Raw genomic sequence first — 19,626 nt, 5'->3', positions numbered from 1 at the left:
GTTGTTATAAGTTAAATTATTTATTGTTACGTTCTGCACTAATTTGAAGGTATGCGTTCACAAAGCGGAACATTTTTTGTGCTTGTGGGTCTTTTAGTAATTTTAATAGACCGAACAGGCCGATAACTTCGTTGCTTTCATCAGCACGATCTTTCGCTTCGATAGCAGTTGCAGCCATGCCTTTTACTGTATCTTTTACAGGTTCTACAAGCTCTGTGATTGCACTAACAGTGTCGCTTTTTAATACTTCATCAGTAGCAACAGTTTGAGCGAAGTCATAAGACTTAGTTAAAATGTTAACAAGCTCAGTTAATTTTGGAAGCTGTTCTACTAGTGTTGTTAATGATTCTTGTACCTCAGGTTTTAACAACTGATCAAGTACATCAAGTTGTCCTTGGCTAGCAGAAATTTGTACAGTTTCTTGTTCTGGCTTTGTTTGAGTCATAGTTTCTGGCATCTCCAATTCTCCTTTACGATAGCAATACTCTTATTTTTTATAGGTAAGATAGTAAACGCTTATGAAACTTTATACAAAGTTTCACAAAGCACAATAAAATGCCTTTAAATTTATGATAGCAAGTAAGCTGAAATCATAAATCCAAAACCATAATGTCCTACCTATTATTTATGAACTGTCCGATACATGGCTTGTCCGCATAATGGAAAGTTCCCTTATCGGAAAGTGTATATAATATATATCCTATATTATATACTATATACACGTATGTTAACATAAAAATGATTCCTAATTATTTGATATTGATTCTGTAACCTAGTACTGACAAGGCATGAAAGCGCATAAATTATTTTATCTATCTTAAAAATGTACATATATATAAAGAAAAAAAGGAGGAAATGGACAAATTTATGTTCATTTTTTCCTTTTTTTATTGTTCACCTTCTGTAATTAGCATTGATGTGTTACCGCTTTTTTCAAGGTGGCATTCGCCCCAAGTACAAAGAGAATCAAGAATAGATTCTAAAGACCAACCGTAGTCTGTAAGAGAATATTCTACTTTCGGTGGTACTTGATTGTATACCTTTCTTTGAATAACTCCGTCTTCTTCTAATTCGCGTAATTGCTGTGTTAACATCTTTTGTGTAATACCAGGCATGAGACGTTTTAATTCACTCGTTCTCTTTGTACCTTTCGTTAAGTGGCAAAGAATAACGACTTTCCATTTTCCGCCGATAACCTCTAAAGTCGCTTCAACGGGAATATTATATTTCTTCATATAAAAATCTCCTTTGATGAATGTAGATTTCATTTCTTCAACAAAAGAAGCTAAATGTTACTTTTTAGTGCCTATAGCACTTTAAAGTACGTACTTTTTATCGTGTTGAATATGTTTCATAATAGCATACGTAAGAGGGAAATGAGTAGTACGGTACTAAAAAGTGCCTATGTTACTTTTGGGTACCTATCGTACTTTAAAGTGCGTTCTTCAAAAAAAGAGTGAAGCCATTCATAATAGCATTTATCAGCAGTAAAGTTATTTTTGTAGAAGATAAAAAGGCCTTTTTATCATACTATTATGATTGGATTTCTCGTATTAAGGAGGAGTTCAATTGAATTCATATGCAGTATCATCTTCGGCTGTTCAGACGAATCGACGAAGTATGTTTGCTTTATTAGCGCTAGCAATTAGTGCATTTGGAATTGGTACAACCGAGTTTATTAGTGTCGGTTTATTACCATCTATTTCGGAAGATTTACATGTTTCTGTTACAACAGCGGGCTTAACCGTTTCTTTATACGCGTTAGGAGTAGCATTCGGTGCTCCTGTTTTAACTTCGCTAACTGCTAGTATGTCGCGAAAAACATTATTAATGTGGATTATGATTGTCTTTATTATCGGTAATGGAATTGCAGCGGTAGCAACGAGTTTTACTGTGTTACTTATCGCGAGGGTTGTCTCTGCGTTTGCACATGGCGTTTTTATGTCGATCGGATCCACAATTGCGGCTGCACTTGTACCAGAGAATAAACGTGCTAGTGCAATAGCATTTATGTTTACTGGTTTAACCGTTGCGACGATTACAGGTGTACCAATTGGAACGTTTATTGGTCAACAATTTGGCTGGAGAGCATCTTTTATGGTGATTGTGGTCATTGGAATTGTTGCCTTAGTCGCAAACAGCATGTTAATTCCGTCTAACTTAAAAAAGGGTACACGAGTATCATTTCGTGATCAATTCAAACTTATCACGAACGGAAGACTCTTACTTGTTTTTGTCATTACTGCATTAGGATACGGAGGAACATTCGTAACATTTACGTATTTATCTCCGCTATTACAAGAAGTAACAGGATTTAAATCGAGTACCGTTACAATCATTTTGTTAGTGTACGGGATCGCAATTGCGATTGGGAATATGATTGGCGGAAAATTATCGAATCATAATCCAATTCGAGCACTATTTTACATGTTCTTTGTTCAAGCAATTGTATTATTCGTACTAACATTTACAGCGCAGTTTCAAGTAGCGGGGCTTATCACAATTATTTTTATGGGGCTATTCGCGTTTATGAATGTTCCAGGACTACAAGTGTATGTGGTTATATTGGCTGAGCGTTTCGTGCCGAGTGCCGTTGATATCGCATCAGCAATGAATATTGCAGCATTTAACGCAGGGATTGCCCTCGGTGCTTATTTAGGCGGTATTGTAACGAACTCGTTAGGATTAATTCATACAGCTTGGGTAGGCGGCATTATGGTAGTAGGCGCTGTTATTTTAACAGCTTGGAGTATGAACTTAGAAAAAAGAGATCAAGCAAAATAAAGGAGAGAAAAATATAATGAAAAATTTACAAAGTAAAACAACATTGCATAACGGTGTGGAAATGCCTTGGTTCGGTTTAGGTGTATTTAAAGTAGAAGATGGACCGGAACTTGTAGAGGCTGTGAAAGTAGCCATTAAAGAAGGATACCGTAGCATTGATACAGCTGCGATTTATGGAAATGAAAAAGCAGTTGGAGAAGGCATTCGCGCTGGTATAAAAGAAGCAGGAATTTCTCGAGAAGATTTATTCATTACTTCAAAAGTGTGGAACGCAGATCAAGGATATGAAACGACACTTGCTGCATACGAAGAGAGCTTAAAAAAATTAGAACTAGATTATTTAGATTTATATCTTGTCCATTGGCCTGTTGAAGGGAAATATAAAGATTCGTGGAGAGCGTTAGAAACACTTTATAAAGAAGAACGCGTGCGTGCAATTGGCGTAAGTAACTTCCAAATCCATCATCTGAAAGACGTACTGGAAGGTGCGGAAATTAAGCCGATGATTAACCAAGTAGAGTATCACCCGCGTTTAACGCAGAAAGAACTACAAGCTTTCTGTAAAGAACAAGGAATCCAAATGGAAGCATGGTCACCACTTATGCAAGGGCAATTATTAGATAATGAAACTTTACAAGAAGTTGCTGATAAGTACGGTAAAACAACAGCGCAAATCATTTTACGTTGGGATCTTCAAAATGAAGTTGTAACGATTCCGAAATCAACGAAAGAACAGCGTATTATTGCGAATGCTAATATATTCGACTTCGAATTAACAAAAGAAGATATGGAAAAGATTGATGCTTTAAATCAGAACCACCGCGTTGGTCCAGATCCTGATAACTTTGATTTCTAATAGAGGTAAGTTCAAAGGGTGCAAAAAAGTTTGCACTCTTTTTTGTTTTGTCTATGCATAAAAAACTTTTCTAACTAAATAATACATAGTAGTAAATTTGTTATTTTATAAGGGGTTGTAGACATGAATATAAAACGATCGTTCAAGCTAATGGCCGCTTTTTTGAGTGTTTTATTTGTATTTGCGAACTTATTATTCCCACTTCAAAAGGCATCCGCAGAGGTTATGGATCACACGAAGTATCAAATGGATTGGAGTTATAGTAAGTCAAAGAAAAAACCAATTCGAACAGAGCTTATTAAAACAGCAGATGGCAAAATTGCTTTTTGCTTAAATGTGGATTTGAAATCTCCGAGCGGCCAAGATTTACCTGAAATGGGTAAAGTAGATATTGACGTATACCGTGTACTATTAAACGGGTATCCGCAGAAGAGCCCACAAGAATTAGGTGTTTCCGATTGGAGAGAGGCACATTACGCAACGCAGCTTGCGGTGTGGAATGCGTTAAAACAAATTGATATTAACGATTTAGATTTCCGTAATAAAAATGTAGAAAAAGTAACGAAAGATATAGTTGCAAAAGCAAGCGCTAGTGAGGAACTACAAGAAATTACGATGAGTGTAGTACCATCAGAAGAACAAGAGGCAGTATTAAAAAATGAGTTTTTTGAAACAGGTTTATACACAGTGCAAACAAATGCAAAAAGTGGAACGTATAAAGTGCAAGCAACAGGTGCACCAGAAGGCACGAAGTTCGTAAATGAAAAAGGCGAGGGAAAAACAGAATTTAATGTAGGAGAAAAGTTCCGCATTTTAATTCCGAAACAAACACCATCGGGTGGATTTAGCTTTAAAGTATCAGGGAATTTAACGAAACTACAAGGAATTGCACATAAAGGAACACCGACAATTCAAAATGCAGTTGTATTACTTGAGCGTAGTGAAGAGAAAACAAGTCCAGAGTTGGCGGTAAGTTGGAAAAAAGCAAATGGTCATGATAATAAACCAAATAAACCATATACTCCAAACGAACCACATAAACCAAATCAAGATAAAAGATAAAAGATTAAAGAAAAGCACTGGTATGTTCCAGTGCTTTTTTTGTATGCTTACATTTTTGTAAGGTTGCTGTAATGTATCTAGATTATAGTTTTTGCAACATGCTGTTAAAATTAAGAAATAATTTACGATATATAAGGGGAGATACACCGTGAATGAACGTTCAAAGGCGCGAATTAGTTTTTTTATTTACCTGTCTATTTTAATTATTTTTGATATAAAATACTCGTTTATGATTTTGAATATGTTCCTTGCCTTTGCTGCACTAGAACTTTCTTTTTTATTGCCATTATTTAAAGTGAAACAGAAAAGTGAAATACCGGTGAGTAGCCTATTTTATATTATTTTCATACTACTATCACCGAATGTATTTTACGTAGTAACAGATTTAATTCATCTAAATATATATGAGTTTAATTATAAAAAAGGGCTAGTACTGGAAGAGTGGAAAAACTTTTTTGTATTAACAAGTGGAGTCATAATCGCAATTTATTATTACATTCTTATGCTGAAACAAGTGAACAATCTTTTACAGACGAAATGGAGAAAAGGTATGCTCTTTGTTTTTATATTACTTTCTAGTATCGGGATATTTATTGGAAGGTTTTTGCGTTTCCATTCGATTCATTTATTTACAGAGCCATTATCTTTAGTAAGACAGTTTGTATATGCAATGAATGGATCTTCGGTACTTTTCATTATATGGCTGACGCTTTTACAATGTACGGTTTGGTGGTTATTTGTAGATGTAAAAAGGAGGGAATTATAATCGATAAAGATATTGTAATGTTAACGATAGTACTTATAGCGATTGCTCTATTTCTTTTTATCTCACAAGTCTATATAGCGATCCTTCTGTATAAGTATGAAAAGTCTTGGTGGTGGGGAGGGCTTAGTTTCCTTTTACCGTTTGGACTTAATGTGTACATATATCAAATTATTATATTAGAAAAACGAGTGGGGATATTTTTTGAAAGGTTAAATTCAAGTGAAAGAAAATTATGGAGGAAAATATATTTTCTTGTATTGCTACAATATATGTTCTTGTTTGCATGCTTCGGATTTCTTACATCGCCAGCATTAATGTTTTGATCAGTACGGTATAATGAAACAAGAAATTAGAGAGAGAGATGAAAAATGAAACTTCGTATTTGTGAAATAACGACAGAAAATCGGCATGAAATTGCTAACTTAAAAGTAACAGAACAGCAGCATAAATTTATTGAAAGTACAGTTGAAAATTGTTTAGTTGATGCTGAAACAAAATATAAAGAAGATGCGGTTTCCATAGGTCTGTATGATGGTGATATACCTATTGGATATGCAATGTATGGCTGGTTTGAGGAAGAAGAAAAGGCTGTATATTTAAATCAATTTGTCATCGATAGTGCATGCCAAGGAAAAGGGTATGCAAAACCATTATTGCGTTTGCTAATGGAGCATTTTACAACAGAATATAATTGCAAAGTTATGTATTTAAGCATACATCCAGAAAACAAACTCGCGCAAAAATTATATGAATCAATTGGGTTCCATTTAACCGGTGAAATTGAGGATGAGTGGTTACACGGAAAAGGATTTATAATGAAACGTATGTTGGATTAATAAAAACCTGTCCGGAAGATTAGTATCTTTCAGGTGGGTTTTTTATTCTAAAATAGCATTAAAGTTAGGAATCTAAACATTAAGATTTTTGGATTAAATTCATGAAATTGTAATATTAATCTAATTGAAATGTCTATCTAACAAGAAAGAAATCGTGTACAATTCACTTTGGAAAAACTGTCCATAGATGGATGCCTATGAATGAATTGTAAAAAAACGATATTTTTATACACATTTTTCATGTATAGACAACAATACCTATTAAAATGTATTTCTTATCATTATCCCGCGATGAAAAAAGGAGAACTCATCATAAAACATAGAGAAAGATGAGGAGGAATTTTAGACTTTAAAATTTTTGTTATATAAGAAAGCGAATACATATAGGGAATAAAGGTAAGTGGTATTGGTAAGCGAAGTTTTGTTGTGTATTTTAAATGGTTGTATAAAGATAGATTGATTTTGCAGTAAATGAATATATCTATGGTGGTTTGCATTACAAAAAGAATAGGGGACACAGATTATGTCGAAGAAAAAGACGAGTAGGGTATTAGTAGCTGGCATATGTATATCTACATTATTATCACCAGTAGCTTTCGAAGCATCAAAAGGATATGCGGCACCTTTGGAAGAGAATAAAGGTGGGAATTTAGAAGAGAATAAATTTGAGCAGAGGGCGTTTCAGTTGCCGGGTAAAGGTAGCGTAGATGAAGAAAATGAACGTTTAAGAGTTACTTGGAAACTTTCTGCTAATGAGCCGACTGGAATTTATGCAGCGCCAAATGAAGAGATTACAATTGACATAAAAGGAACGCAGTCTATTCAAGCTTTCATAGGAACGAGATCTTATGATGAAAAGGATCCAGAAGAGTTTGATTTAAAACCAGGGAAAAACGTTATTTCATCTCCAAGAGGCGGTATTTTATATTTTTACAATATGAATAGCGAAGGTAATGTAACAGCTACAGTTACGAATGGTGGTAGCCACTTCCCTTTGTTTATTTTAGGTAAACATACGAAAAAAGATTGGGATGAAATGTTAAAAAAATATAAGGATCCTTATGCAGTTGAATTAAAAGGTGAGAGAAGCTTAATTACTACTACTTATGATTCTGTGCAGAAATATACGAAGAATACGGATCCAACAGAGCTAATGAAATTACACGATAAGATTATTCGTTTGGAAAACGCAGTGGCAGGATTATCTGAGGACGGTGTTGGGGTTGCGAAATCTCCAACTCATTATGTTCAGTTTGTTGAAAAACGGAATCCTGCTGAAGGGAACTTTATGTTTGCGACAAATTATCATACAGGATATATCCCGACGGCAATGAATAGAGTTTTAGATTTAGAAGTACTTGAAAAGGATGGTTGGGGACCATGGCATGAAGTTGGACATTTACATCAGCAAGAACCTTGGAAGTGGTCTAAAGTAAGAGAAGTCACAGTAAATATTTACTCATTAGCTGTTCAAAAGGCATTAGGGAATCAATTAGAAATGGATGAGCACTATAAAGAATCATTTGAGTATTTAGAGAGACCTAAAGCAGAAAGGGTCATTGATGAAATCAATCCTCTTACAATGTTTTGGCAATTAAATGTAGTGTATGGAGAACATTTTTATCCTAGGTTACATCAAGCTTATCGTTTGTTGCCTCAGAGTGAAATGCCTAATTCTGATGAAGAGAAAAAGCAACTATTTATTTATATGACATCAAAAGTGGTTGGGCAAAATTTAATTCCTTTCTTTGAGGAATGGGGATTAACGCCAAATGATGATACTAGAGAGAAGATAGAAAAATTAAATTTACCTAAATTAGAAAAGGAAATATGGAAAGCTACTGATAGTAATGATATTCGCGAGAGGCAAGTTGAACCGTATAAGGTTCCGTATGGTGAGCCTGCTAATGAGGTACAAAACCTTTTAGTTGGTACGGATTCTGATGAAAACGAGGCGAGTAAACTTGTTCAAAATTTAGGTGAGAATGTAAAAGTAACAGGTAAGATCATATGGCCTAAATTAGAGAATGGAAAACAGGAAGTGTTAGTAGAAATTGAAGATGAGAAAGGAAATAAAAATTCAATTCCTGTCCAAGTTAATGGAGTTTATGGTGACAGTATAATTTTTCAAGGACTTTCAAATGAAGTAATGTCCACAGTGATGCTTCGTCACAATGAAAAAAAATTAAATGTAAACTTTACTAATAATAAAATACATTACCGTTTTGAAAAAGAAGAATATATGGGCTTAACGGTATATGATCGAAATGGGATTGAAAAGAAAAGTGTATCGGCAGAAGGGCAAGAAAATGGAAAACGATTTGCGCTTGAACTAAATGGATTGGATTTTGAATATGGTGATGTAGTAAAAGTATTCCATGCAGAACCAGACCGTTTGAAGTGGTATCAAAATAACGCACTTGTAGATCGAGGGAATGCTAAAAATAAAAAAGAGAAATTATTCCAAATCACTCCGCAAGGGTTCGAGTTTAAAGATGGTTTACAAGAAGTAACAGCAGTCCCGCAAAAAGTAGTAGTCGGAACAGATGTTGAAAAGTTAGAAGCGAAAAACTTCGTACAAGTAAAAGATGGAGAAGTGAGTGGTTTTGCAGAAAAACCAAATACATCAAAAATCGGTAAACAAAAAGTAAAAGTAGAGACGAAAGATCGTTTTGGAAATAAGCAAGTGACGGAAGTTCCTCTAACAGTAACATATGGAGATAGTTTACTTGTATATGGATTAAGCTATGGTACTGACGATATGAAGTCAATTATAACGTTACATCATGATACGAAAAAACTGAGTGTAACAGATACAAAGAATCTGATTCATGATTACTTTAAAGATGAGAAGTATTTTGAATTCACACTGTACGATAAAGAGGGAACAGAGAAGAAAAATATAGCGGTAAAAGGTTTGGAGAATACGAAAGCTTTTGCCAAGGAAGTAGATGGACTTGCATTTGAGTATGGAGATGTTGTGAAAGTATACCATGCAGAATCTTCTCGTTTACATTGGTACCAAAAAGATTTATATGTGGGAGAAGGAAACAGTAAGGAGATAAAGGAATTAGTCTTCAAAATTACTGAAAATGGATTTGAAAGGTTAGACGGTGAGCAAACAGTAAAAGCAAATCCACAAAAAGTAGTAATTGGAACAGATATAGAAAAGTTAGAAGCGAAAAACTTTGTTGAAGTAAAAGATGGAGAAGTAGTTGGATTTGTAGAGAAACCAAATACATCAAAAATCGGTGAGCAAAAAGTAAAGGTAGAGACGAAAGATCGTTTTGGAAATAAGAAAGTGACAGAAGTGCCGTTAGAAGTAATTTACGGAGATAGCATTATGTTCTTTGGTACAAGTTATGGCGGAACAAACATTAAATCGGTTGTAACTTTGAACCATGAAGAGAAGAAATTCGGTACAACAGATTCAGAAGGTAAAATGCATACTTCATTTGCGGATGAGAAATATATGGGAATGACTGTATATGATAAAGATGGGAAAGAGAAGAAAGCAGTATCTGTAAAAGCGTCTGAAAATACGAAAGCATTCGCAGAGCAATTTAAGGGAATGTCGTTCGAATATGGCGATATAGTAAAAGTGTATCAAAGAGAGTTTGATAGATTTAAAGTGTATAAAAAGAATGAATTCGTGGATGCACAGTATGGCATTCATGAAATGTTCTTTAAAGTTACGGAGCAAGGTTTCGAAAGAATGGAAGCTCAGCAAGGAGTAACAGCAGTACCGCAAAAAGTAGTAATCGGAACAGATGATGCGAAATTAAGTGCAAAAGATTTTGTTCAAGTGAAAGATGGAGAAGTGATTGGTTTTGTAGAGAAACCAAATACAACGAAAATCGGAGAACAAAAAGTAAAGGTAGAAACGAAAGATCGTTTCGGGAATAAGAAAGTAACGGAAGTATCATTAGAAGTAACGTATGGAGATAGCTTGGTATTTAAAGGGCTAAATTATAGTACTGATATTAAATCGATTGTAACTTTGCAACATGATCAGAAAAAATTCAGTACGACAGCTGATTCGAATCCGGTGCACCATTATTTTAAAGAAGAAACGTACTTTGAATTTACATTATTAGATCAAAAAGGAATAGAGAAGAAAGCGATTGTAAAAGGTGTTGAAAACACGAAAGAGTTTGCAAAAGCGATTAACGGCTTAGAATTTGAATACGGTGACGTTGTAAAAGTGTATCATGCAGAATCGGATCGATTTAATTGGTATCAAAATAATAACTTTACTGGTCAAGGTAAGGCGAAAGTAGAAAAAGAATTATTCTTTAAAGTAACAGAAAAAGGTTTTGAAAGAATAGAAGCTCTACAAGAAGTAAAGGCAGTACAGCAAAAAGTAGTAATCGGAACAGATGCTGAAAAGTTAGAAGTGAAAAACTTTGTTGAAGTAAAAGACGGAGAAGTAATTGGATTTGTAGAGAAACCAGACACAATGAAACTCGGTGAGCAAAAAGTAAAAGTAGAGACGAAAGATCGTTTTGGGAATAAGACAATAACAGAAGTACCGATTGAAGTGACGTATGGAGATAGCCTGGTGTATCAAGGTGTGTCCAATGTTACACGTTCTATTGTTACGTTAAATCATGACGAAAAGAAATTACATGCAACATTTACGAATGATGTGATTCATTATCGTTTTGTGAACGAACAGTATTTGGGTTTTACGATTTATGATCAAAATGGAAATGAGAAAAAGCATATATCAGCAGACGGTCAAGAAACCTCAAAGAATTTTGCAGAACAAGTAAATGGTACTCCATTTGAGTATGGGGATGTTGTAAAAGTGTATCATGCAGAACCAAGTCGTCTGAAATGGTATAAAAAGAATGAGTTAGCAGAACAAGTAGCTTCAGCAGAAGTTACATTTAAAATCACTCAAAGTGGATTAGAGCTAGTAAAGGAAACATTGTAATAAAAAATGCGCGTAGATATTGGATCTACGCGCATTTTTGTATTACTCAGCTTCTGAAACAACTGTGAAGCGTTCGTTTACATGTTTTGGATTTTCGATTTCATCAAGTGCTGCAACTGCGAAGTCTTCGTAACTTACGTAGCTATCACCTTTCGCATTAACAAGAAGGTTGTCTTTGCCAGCTGTATAAGAGCCAGTGCGTTTTCCTAATGCAAATAGTGCAGAAGGGCTAATGAATGTCCAAGTAATATCATTTGTTTGATTTAGGATTTCTAAGTTTTTACCTTGGTTTTGAGCTGTTGCAAGATATTCATTTGGGAATCCTGGTGTATCAAATACACGTGTTGTTTTCTCTTCGTCTACAAATAAGCTACCAGCGCCGCCAACAACAAGTAATTTTGTATTAGGTGCACCTTTCATAGCTTCGATAAGTACGTTTCCTGCATCTACGTGAAGATGTTCTTGTCCGGCTGGAGCACCGAATGCATTTACAACTACATCGAATGTTTGTAGGTCGTTAGATGTAAGAGCGAATACATCTTTCTCTAGAACCTTTACATTTTCTTCTGTGATTTTTGCAGCGCTTCTTACGATTGCAGTTACTTCATGTCCGCGATCTAAAGCTTCTTTTAAAATGCGACTTCCTGCTTTACCAGTTGCTCCGATGATTCCGATTTTCATAATAAATCCCTCCAAAGTGTTTTGTTAAAATGTATATCTGAAAGTAAATGAATGTATTGTAATTAGGTTTGTTACAACCTGATGTAACCATTATAGTTACAGGTTGGTCTTTTTGTCAATGGTGTTGTTTGTAAATTTATTTTTTGTTTTAGTATGTACATTTAAAGGGAGGAGAGTCATAAAAAGATTGTTACGTTATAATCACTAACATTTGGAAAAGTGTAAATTGTCGAAAAATGTTGATTTTTAAATGTTTTTTAAATATAATTCGTTTTATGGAGAAAAGGAGGGGTTAATTGTATGAATATTTTAGAGCAATTTGTTTCATCAACGAATACAATTCTTTGGTCATATATTCTTATTGCAATGTTAATTGGTTTAGGTCTTTATTTTTCTATTAAATTGAAATTCGTACAACTTACTCATTTAGGGGAAATGATTCGACTAATGAGTGATGGATTAACTGGAAAGACACGTAAAAAAGGCAGTGTATCATCATTCCAAGCATTTTGTATGAGTTCAGCGGCTCGTATTGGAATCGGGAACTTAGCTGGTGTAGCGCTAGCTATTTCTATGGGAGGACCAGGAGCTGTATTTTGGATGTGGGTGATTGCGATTATCGGTGCGTCTTCGAGCTTCGTAGAGAGTACGCTTGCACAAATTTATAAAGTAAAAGATGGCAGTGGCTTCCGTGGTGGTCCTGCTTATTATATGGAAAAAGGTTTAAATAAACGTTGGATGGGAATTTGGTTCTCTATTCTAATTACAATTACTTACGGATTAATTTTCAACTCCGTACAAGCGAATACAGTGACATTAGCATTTAAAAATGCATTTGGTATTGAGCGTTATGTTGTGGGGATTGTACTTGCGGTATTAGTCGCGGTTATTATTTTTGGTGGTGTAAAAAGTATTGCGCGTATGTCTGAAATGATCGTTCCGCCAATGGCGCTTATTTATATTGCAGTAGCAATTTTCGTCGTTATTAAAAATTATTATTTAATACCGGATATGTTTACAGAAATCTTTAAAGGGGCATTTGGTTTAGATTCAGCTGTAGGTGGCGGTATTGGTGCTGCAATGAAGTTTGGTATTCAGCGCGGATTATTTGCGAATGAAGCGGGTATGGGGAGTGCGCCAAATGCGGCGGCAACAGCAGATGTAACGCATCCAGCGAAACAAGGTTTTATTCAAACAATCGGTGTTTTAGTAGATACGTTCTTAGTATGTACATCAACAGCGTTTATCGTACTATGTTCTGGTGCATATAAAGCAACAAATTTAGAAGGTATTGAATTAACGCAAAATGCATTAAGTTCACAAATTGGCCCATGGGCAAGTAGCTTCTTAGCGATTATCATTTTCTTATTTGCTTTCAGTTCACTTCTAGGAAACTACTATTATGGTGAAACGAATATTGAGTTTATTAAGCAAAGTAAAACTTGGTTAACGATTTACCGTATTGCGGTAGTGGGAATGGTGTTATTCGGTTCTATTGCGACGCTTCAAGTTGTATGGAATATGGCAGACTTATTTATGGGTCTAATGGTAATTACAAACTTAATTGCGATTACACTTCTTGGACGATTTGCATATGCAGCATTAGCGGACTATGTGAAACAAAAGAAACAAGGAAAAGATCCAGTCTTCCGTGCAGATTCTATCCCTGGTTTAATGAACACAGAGTGTTGGGATAAGCCGGCGGTAACTGATAAAGAAAAAGCAGTATAATAAAAAGGCGAGCATCGAGATGAATTCGATGCTTGTTTTTTTATTGTAATTAATGATATTAATGATATTAATGATATTAATGATATTAATGATATTAAGGCTAAAAGATGATTGATATAATGTCTATAAAAAATACGGATGTTATAATTGTTAACATTTTCATGTCATAAAACCTTACATTTCTTGTCGAAAATTCTTGATTGTTAAAAGTTTTTAGAATATAATCTTCTTAGTGTTATGAAGAGGGGGAACGCAATGATGGATTTTTTAACTAGTGTTATTGGGGATATAAATAATGTTCTATGGTCATATATTATTATTGCAATGCTAATTGGACTTGGGCTTTATTTTTCTTTCCGAGTAAAGTTTGTTCAAATACGTTACTTTGGAGAAATGATTCGTTTACTTGGGGATGGAGCGAGTTCAAAAACAAGAAAAGCGCAAAAAGAAAAAAGTGGTGTATCGTCATTCCAAGCATTTTGTATGAGTACAGCTTCTCGTGTAGGTACTGGTAACTTAGCTGGTGTAGCTATCGCAATCTCAGCAGGTGGACCAGGAGCGGTATTCTGGATGTGGTTAATCGCGGTAATTGGGGGTGCTTCTGCATTTGTAGAGAGCACATTAGCGCAAATTTATAAAGTAAAAGATGGGAATGCGTTCCGTGGTGGTCCAGCGTATTATATGGAAAAGGGTTTAAAGAAACGCTGGCTAGGAGTTGTCTTCTCTGTTCTAATAACAGTTAGTTTCGGATTAATTTTCAACGCCGTGCAGTCAAACACAGTAGCGGCGGCTTTTGATGGAGCATTTAACACAGATGGTAAGTTTGTAGGTCTGTTTATGGCTGGTTTACTTGCAATCATTATCTTCGGCGGAGTAAAACGTATTGCACGTGCGGTTGAAATGATTGTTCCAGTAATGGCAATTATATATGTAGCAGTTGCATTATTCGTTGTTGTAACAAACATTACGGCAATTCCATATGTATTTAAAGAAATTTTCTTACATGCTTTCGGAATTAAAGAAGTAGTGGGCGGGGGATTAGGAGCTGCGATTTTACTAGGGGTAAAACGTGGATTATTCTCAAATGAAGCTGGTATGGGTAGTGCGCCAAATGCTGCAGCGACAGCTAACGTAACGCATCCAGTGAAACAAGGTTTCATTCAAACTTTAGGGGTATTTACAGATACATTATTAATTTGTAGTTGTACAGCATTTATCATTTTATTATCAGATGTGCCTGGAGCGGCTGATTTAAACGGAATTCAATTAACGCAACAAGCGTTAAGTCAACATATCGGACCATGGGCTTCTGTATTTGTAGCAGTTGCAATCTTCTTATTTGCATTTAGTTCATTGGTAGGAAACTATTATTATGGTGAAACGAATATTGAGTTTTTAAATGGAAGTAAAGTTTTACTAAATGTTTATCGAATCGCGGTACTTGGTATGGTTATGTTAGGGTCTGTAGCAACAATTCAAATTGTTTGGGACTTAGCAGATTTATTCATGGGTATCATGGCTATTATTAACTTAGTGGCGATTGTATTCCTTTCTAAGTATGCTTTCGCGGCATTATCAGATTACGTAAAACAAAAGAAACAAGGAAAAGATCCAGTCTTTTATGCGGAGTCTATTCCTGGTTTAAACAATACAGAGTGCTGGGACAAGCCAGCAGTAGCAGATAAAGAAAAAGCTGTATAACAAAAAGGAACGAGCATCAGAGGAATTTGATGCTCGTTTTTTTTATGGTGATAAACTAAAGGAAGAGGGAAAATACGAACATTAATGAGTGTTTTATAATAAAATGTATTTTTTTTAAGAAAAGTGCGGATGTGAGTTATAATTTGTGTTAGAATGGAAAATGGCTTTGAGACAAGAGATTTTATGGCTTTTCATATCCGATTGAAGGTTTTGGAGGAGAAATGGAAAGTTCGGATTATTCCTTGTTTTGAGTAGTCAGACGTTCAACGTTAATGAAGAGTTAAATGGAGGATTTTATTAATGAAGTTTGTTATGTTTCTTGTAGGACTACTAGTTGTATTCGTACTCGGCTTTCTTATAAGTTCTGATCGTAAGAAGATTAAGTATAAACCAATCGCAATTATGCTTGTTATTCAGCTAGCGTTAACGTATTTCTTATTAAATACGCCAATTGGTTATATTTTAGTAAAAGGAATTTCAGATGGATTTGGAGCACTTCTTGGATATGCGGAATCTGGAATCGTTTTCGTATTTGGTGGTCTTGTTAATAAAGGAGAGGTTTCATTCTTCTTAACAGCTTTATTACCAATCGTATTCTTTGCAGTGTTAATCGGAATTCTGCAACACTTTAAAATTTTACCGATATTTATTCGTGCTATTGGTACTATGCTAAGTAAAGTAAATGGTTTAGGAAAATTAGAATCATATAATGCAGTAGCGGCCGCAATTGTTGGGCAAGCAGAAGTATTTATTACAGTAAAAGATCAATTAAGTAAAATCCCAAAACATCGTTTATATACACTATGTGCATCTTCCATGTCGACAGTATCGATGTCGATCGTTGGTTCTTATATGAAAATGATTGAACCAAAATATGTAGTAACAGCACTTGTATTAAATTTATTTAGTGGTTTCATTATTATTCATATTATTAATCCGTACGATATTACGGAAGAAGAAGATACACTGAAGTTAGAAAATAAGAAAAAACAGTCATTCTTTGAAATGCTGAGCGAATATATTATGCTTGGTTTCACGATTGCGATTACGGTAGCAGCAATGTTACTTGGTTTCGTAGCATTAATTACAGCAATCAATAGCTTGTTTGATTCAGTGTTCGGTATTACATTCCAAGCTATTTTAGGATATATTTTCTCTCCATTAGCATTCGTAATGGGTATCCCGCAAGCAGAAATGGTAACAGCGGGACAAATTATGGCAACAAAATTAGTATCAAACGAGTTTGTTGCGATGCTTGATCTAGGAAAAGTAGCTGGTGATTTATCAGCTCGTACAGTCGGTATTCTTTCTGTATTCCTTGTATCATTCGCGAACTTCTCATCTATCGGAATTATCGCAGGTGCAACGAAAGGGATCGATGAAAACCAATCAAACGTTGTTTCATCATTCGGATTACGACTTGTATACGGTGCGACATTAGTAAGTCTTTTATCGGCGATTATCGTTGGTGTTATGTTGTAAAAAAAGGTGGTCCTAGTTCATAGCTAGGGCTATTTTTTTGTGGTAAATTTCATAAAAAAACCAATTGGTGAGGAATATATTTACATATGAAAATCTTTTAAAATTTATATTGCATTTCGATTAGATAACGCTTACAATTTGATTTGTAGGTGGTATCAATTTCAGACTTTCAAGTATGGTAGGAGAGAAGAAGCTACCTTTTATAAATTGCAATTTATGTAAACGCTTACTGATTTTAGAAAACAGTTGAATAATATTTAGGGGTTTTAAATTTTTTTAACATCAATGGTCAGACGTCATTCGTTATACGTTATACGACCAATAACTCGTGGGAGAAGTGGAGGATTCACATATGAAAATAGTAATGTTTCTAGTCGGTTTACTTGTAGTATTTGTACTAGGTTTCCTTATAAGTTCAGATCGTAAGAAAATTAAATATAAACCAATTGCACTTATGCTTGTCATTCAATTGGTACTTGCGTATTTCTTACTAAATACAAAGGTCGGATTTGTATTAGTAAAAGGGATTGCAGATGGATTTGGCGCTATTTTAAAATTTGCGGAAGCTGGGGTTAATTTCGTATTTGGTGGTCTAGCAAACGATGGACAAGCACCATTCTTCTTAACAGTATTATTACCAATTATTTTCTTAGCAGTATTAATCGGGATCTTACAACATATTAAAGTTTTACCGATTATCATTCGTGCAGTCGGTTTCGTATTAAGTAAAATTAACGGTTTAGGAAAACTAGAATCATATAATGCGGTAGCAGCTGCAATTGTTGGTCAAGGTGAAGTATTTATTACAGTAAAAGATCAACTAAGCAAATTACCAAGAAATCGTTTATATACACTATGTGCATCTTCAATGTCGACAGTATCGATGTCAATCGTCGGTTCTTATATGAAAATGATTGATCCGAAATATGTAGTAACAGCACTTGTATTAAACTTATTCAGTGGATTCATTATCGTTCATATCATTAATCCATATGAAGTAAAAGAAGAAGACGATATTTTAGAATTACAAGAAGATAAAAAACAAACATTCTTTGAAATGTTAGGCGAATATATTATGCTTGGTTTCTCTATCGCTGTAACAGTAGCGGCGATGTTAATCGGTTTCGTAGCATTAATTACAGCAATTAACGGTGTATTCGATTCAATTTTCGGAATCACATTCCAAAGCATTTTAGGATATGTCTTCTCACCATTAGCATTCGTAATGGGTATTCCAACATCTGAGATGCTAACAGCAGGACAAATTATGGCAACGAAATTAGTAACGAACGAATTCGTTGCAATGCTTGATCTTGGAAAAGTAGCTGGTGAGTTATCAACTCGTACAGTAGGTATTTTATCAATCTTCCTTGTATCATTTGCGAACTTCTCATCTATCGGAATTATCGCAGGTGCAACGAAGAGTATTGACGGAAAACAAGCAAATGTTGTATCATCATTCGGACTAAAACTTGTATACGGTGCAACGTTAGTAAGTATATTATCAGCGATTATCGTTGGGGTTATGCTTTAATAAAATAGTAAAGAAGTCGTTTATCTCTCGCCTAGAGGGATGAACGACTTTTTTATTTTGGTATGATAAATAATATAGAGAGGGGGAATTAGGGTGAAAGAACGAGATAGTTTAAGGGAGTTTGATGAGATTATAGAGAACATTGATCAATTAACTGGAGAAGATGCTAGAGCATTTTTAAAATTGATATATGGATATTTGAACATAGTAGAGGAAGGAGACGGGACTTTTACTCATAGTGACTTTGTTGAAAAGGTTTCAAGGTTTTATAAGAAAGATGTGGGTAAGGTTATTAAGCTGAGAGAAGAAATAAAAAAATCACCTTAATCCATTCATTAAGGTGATTGAAATATTATTCAGCTGGAGGCGTAAATGTACGTTTCTCTAATTCAGCATCTAGCATAAATAGTGCGTTTGAATCGCTTGTAATACGTTTTAATTTTTGGATGATGCTATCAAATGAAGCTTCTTCTTCTACTTGCTCATCAACGAACCATTTTAAGAAGGTAATTGTTGCGTGTTCACGCTCATCCCAAGCGATATCAGATAAGTGATAAATGCGCTTCGTTACTTCACGTTCATGCTCAAGTGCTACTTCAAAAGCATTCAATACAGACTCATATTCGTTATTAGGATGATCAAATCCAGTAATAATAGCGCGCTCGCCGCGGTCATTAATGTAGTTGTAAAGCTTCATTGCGTGGAAACGCTCTTCTTCAGCTTGTACAAGGAAAAAGTTAGCGAATCCATCGTAGCTTTCCGCTGTACAGTAAGCAGCCATTGCCATATAAGCGTGGGCAGAGTAAAATTCAAAATTCATTTGTTCATTTAGTGCGTCGTGCAATTTTTTAGATAACATAAAATCCCCCTTATTATTTTGACAAGAACATTATATCACAATTGATAATGTTCTCATTTAGATGTTTCGAATCTTTTTGAAAGCTTTGTGACGTGTGTTTCCATAATGTCTTGTAAATCCAAATCATATTTTTGTGAAAGAACAATAAGATTAGATAGTACATCACCAAGTTCTTCTTTTAGTTCTTGTTTTAGCTCTTCTTGTGTTTTCGTTTGTTCATCAGGGCGATCACGACCGATTTCAATTGCGCGAACAACGCGTGAAACTTCCCCAACTTCCTCAGTTAAGAAATTTAAGCGAATAAAGGAGTTGTACTGTGACCAGCTTCGTTTTTCGTAAAATTCCTCCACCCATCTTTGAAATGCGACGATATCCATTTCTTCCTCATCCCTTCA

16 protein-coding genes are annotated in these 19,626 nt (G+C 34.9%); 11 read left to right on the top strand and 5 right to left on the bottom strand.

The window, feature by feature from the left end:
* Positions 1 to 16: 16 nt before the first annotated feature.
* Both MR155_RS13025 and MR155_RS13020 read right to left on the bottom strand, forming a co-directional pair.
* On the bottom strand, positions 17 to 457 hold the full coding sequence (locus MR155_RS13025) for a DUF1641 domain-containing protein (protein WP_001115312.1): 441 nt from the start codon (positions 455 to 457) through the stop codon (positions 17 to 19).
* Positions 458 to 887: 430 nt separating this feature from the next.
* Complete coding sequence (locus MR155_RS13020; protein ID WP_000760478.1) at positions 888 to 1,235, bottom strand: winged helix-turn-helix transcriptional regulator; 348 nt, start codon at positions 1,233 to 1,235, stop codon at positions 888 to 890.
* A 385-nt stretch (positions 1,236 to 1,620) separates the two neighbouring features.
* On the opposite strand from MR155_RS13020, the gene MR155_RS13015 reads away from it, so the two are divergent.
* The 6 genes from MR155_RS13015 to MR155_RS12990 all read left to right on the top strand — a co-directional run bounded on the left by MR155_RS13015 (position 1,621) and on the right by MR155_RS12990 (position 11,243).
* Entirely contained in the window at positions 1,621 to 2,784 is a 1,164-nt protein-coding gene (locus MR155_RS13015; protein ID WP_201039234.1) for an MFS transporter, read from the top strand.
* Positions 2,785 to 2,800: 16 nt separating this feature from the next.
* Positions 2,801 to 3,640: an aldo/keto reductase gene (locus tag MR155_RS13010; RefSeq protein WP_002068247.1), complete on the top strand. Its 840-nt coding sequence runs from the start codon at positions 2,801 to 2,803 to the stop codon at positions 3,638 to 3,640.
* A 123-nt stretch (positions 3,641 to 3,763) separates the two neighbouring features.
* Positions 3,764 to 4,702 carry a thioester domain-containing protein gene (locus tag MR155_RS13005; RefSeq protein WP_242310092.1) on the top strand — a complete coding sequence of 313 codons (939 nt, stop codon included), beginning with the start codon at positions 3,764 to 3,766 and terminating at the stop codon, positions 4,700 to 4,702.
* A 148-nt stretch (positions 4,703 to 4,850) separates the two neighbouring features.
* Positions 4,851 to 5,468 (top strand): DUF1361 domain-containing protein, encoded by a 618-nt coding sequence (locus MR155_RS13000; RefSeq protein WP_219301003.1) that lies wholly within the window; start codon positions 4,851 to 4,853, stop codon positions 5,466 to 5,468.
* Between the two features lie 368 nt (positions 5,469 to 5,836).
* Entirely contained in the window at positions 5,837 to 6,304 is a 468-nt protein-coding gene (locus MR155_RS12995) for a GNAT family N-acetyltransferase (RefSeq protein WP_242310089.1), read from the top strand.
* Positions 6,305 to 6,827: 523 nt separating this feature from the next.
* Positions 6,828 to 11,243: a putative mucin/carbohydrate-binding domain-containing protein gene (locus tag MR155_RS12990; protein WP_242310086.1), complete on the top strand. Its 4,416-nt coding sequence runs from the start codon at positions 6,828 to 6,830 to the stop codon at positions 11,241 to 11,243.
* Positions 11,244 to 11,285: 42 nt separating this feature from the next.
* Here the strand turns inward: MR155_RS12990 and MR155_RS12985 are convergent, their stop codons facing one another.
* Complete coding sequence (locus MR155_RS12985; RefSeq protein ID WP_219301006.1) at positions 11,286 to 11,924, bottom strand: NAD(P)-dependent oxidoreductase; 639 nt, start codon at positions 11,922 to 11,924, stop codon at positions 11,286 to 11,288.
* 300 nt (positions 11,925 to 12,224) lie between these two features.
* On the opposite strand from MR155_RS12985, the gene MR155_RS12980 reads away from it, so the two are divergent.
* From MR155_RS12980 to MR155_RS12960, 5 genes are all read left to right on the top strand, one after another.
* Entirely contained in the window at positions 12,225 to 13,655 is a 1,431-nt protein-coding gene (locus tag MR155_RS12980; RefSeq protein ID WP_219301007.1) for an alanine/glycine:cation symporter family protein, read from the top strand.
* A gap of 258 nt (positions 13,656 to 13,913) precedes the next feature.
* Positions 13,914 to 15,356 (top strand): alanine/glycine:cation symporter family protein, encoded by a 1,443-nt coding sequence (locus MR155_RS12975; protein WP_242310082.1) that lies wholly within the window; start codon positions 13,914 to 13,916, stop codon positions 15,354 to 15,356.
* Positions 15,357 to 15,656: 300 nt separating this feature from the next.
* Entirely contained in the window at positions 15,657 to 16,838 is a 1,182-nt protein-coding gene (locus MR155_RS12970; RefSeq protein WP_002089478.1) for a NupC/NupG family nucleoside CNT transporter, read from the top strand.
* 352 nt (positions 16,839 to 17,190) lie between these two features.
* The gene (locus tag MR155_RS12965; RefSeq protein ID WP_242310080.1) at positions 17,191 to 18,372 is read left to right on the top strand and encodes a NupC/NupG family nucleoside CNT transporter; all 1,182 of its coding nucleotides are present in this window, start codon (positions 17,191 to 17,193) and stop codon (positions 18,370 to 18,372) included.
* Positions 18,373 to 18,465: 93 nt separating this feature from the next.
* The gene (locus MR155_RS12960; protein ID WP_242310077.1) at positions 18,466 to 18,699 is read left to right on the top strand and encodes a hypothetical protein; all 234 of its coding nucleotides are present in this window, start codon (positions 18,466 to 18,468) and stop codon (positions 18,697 to 18,699) included.
* Between the two features lie 25 nt (positions 18,700 to 18,724).
* Here MR155_RS12960 and MR155_RS12955 read toward each other — a convergent pair whose 3' ends face one another.
* Both MR155_RS12955 and MR155_RS12950 read right to left on the bottom strand, forming a co-directional pair.
* Positions 18,725 to 19,231, bottom strand: a complete 507-nt coding sequence (locus MR155_RS12955) for a ferritin (protein ID WP_002015996.1) — start codon at positions 19,229 to 19,231, stop codon at positions 18,725 to 18,727.
* Between the two features lie 53 nt (positions 19,232 to 19,284).
* Positions 19,285 to 19,608 (bottom strand): MazG nucleotide pyrophosphohydrolase domain-containing protein, encoded by a 324-nt coding sequence (locus MR155_RS12950; RefSeq protein ID WP_002089472.1) that lies wholly within the window; start codon positions 19,606 to 19,608, stop codon positions 19,285 to 19,287.
* Positions 19,609 to 19,626: the final 18 nt, after the last annotated feature.

Source organism: Bacillus cereus group sp. BfR-BA-01331 (assembly GCF_022663915.1).
Classification (GTDB): Bacteria; Bacillota; Bacilli; order Bacillales; family Bacillaceae_G; genus Bacillus_A; species Bacillus_A mycoides.
Note: the sequence above shows the minus strand (reverse complement) of the source record. Positions and strands in the feature narration are given on the sequence as shown.

Excerpts from the sequence above, each read along its gene's own strand:
- MR155_RS13015 (WP_201039234.1), top strand. The coding sequence starts at position 1,621 with ATGTTTGCTTTATTAGCGCTAGCAATTAGTGCATTTGGAATTGGTACA.
- MR155_RS12970 (WP_002089478.1), top strand. The coding sequence starts at position 15,657 with ATGAAGTTTGTTATGTTTCTTGTAGGACTACTAGTTGTATTCGTACTC.
- MR155_RS12950 (WP_002089472.1), bottom strand. The coding sequence starts at position 19,608 with ATGGATATCGTCGCATTTCAAAGATGGGTGGAGGAATTTTACGAAAAA.
- MR155_RS12995 (WP_242310089.1), top strand. The coding sequence starts at position 5,837 with ATGAAACTTCGTATTTGTGAAATAACGACAGAAAATCGGCATGAAATT.
- MR155_RS12955 (WP_002015996.1), bottom strand. The coding sequence starts at position 19,231 with ATGTTATCTAAAAAATTGCACGACGCACTAAATGAACAAATGAATTTT.
- MR155_RS12965 (WP_242310080.1), top strand. The coding sequence starts at position 17,191 with ATGAAAATAGTAATGTTTCTAGTCGGTTTACTTGTAGTATTTGTACTA.
- MR155_RS13025 (WP_001115312.1), bottom strand. The coding sequence starts at position 457 with ATGCCAGAAACTATGACTCAAACAAAGCCAGAACAAGAAACTGTACAA.
- MR155_RS13020 (WP_000760478.1), bottom strand. The coding sequence starts at position 1,235 with ATGAAGAAATATAATATTCCCGTTGAAGCGACTTTAGAGGTTATCGGC.
- MR155_RS13010 (WP_002068247.1), top strand. The coding sequence starts at position 2,801 with ATGAAAAATTTACAAAGTAAAACAACATTGCATAACGGTGTGGAAATG.
- MR155_RS12990 (WP_242310086.1), top strand. The coding sequence starts at position 6,828 with ATGTCGAAGAAAAAGACGAGTAGGGTATTAGTAGCTGGCATATGTATA.
- MR155_RS12985 (WP_219301006.1), bottom strand. The coding sequence starts at position 11,924 with ATGAAAATCGGAATCATCGGAGCAACTGGTAAAGCAGGAAGTCGCATT.
- MR155_RS12980 (WP_219301007.1), top strand. The coding sequence starts at position 12,225 with ATGAATATTTTAGAGCAATTTGTTTCATCAACGAATACAATTCTTTGG.
- MR155_RS12975 (WP_242310082.1), top strand. The coding sequence starts at position 13,914 with ATGGATTTTTTAACTAGTGTTATTGGGGATATAAATAATGTTCTATGG.
- MR155_RS13005 (WP_242310092.1), top strand. The coding sequence starts at position 3,764 with ATGAATATAAAACGATCGTTCAAGCTAATGGCCGCTTTTTTGAGTGTT.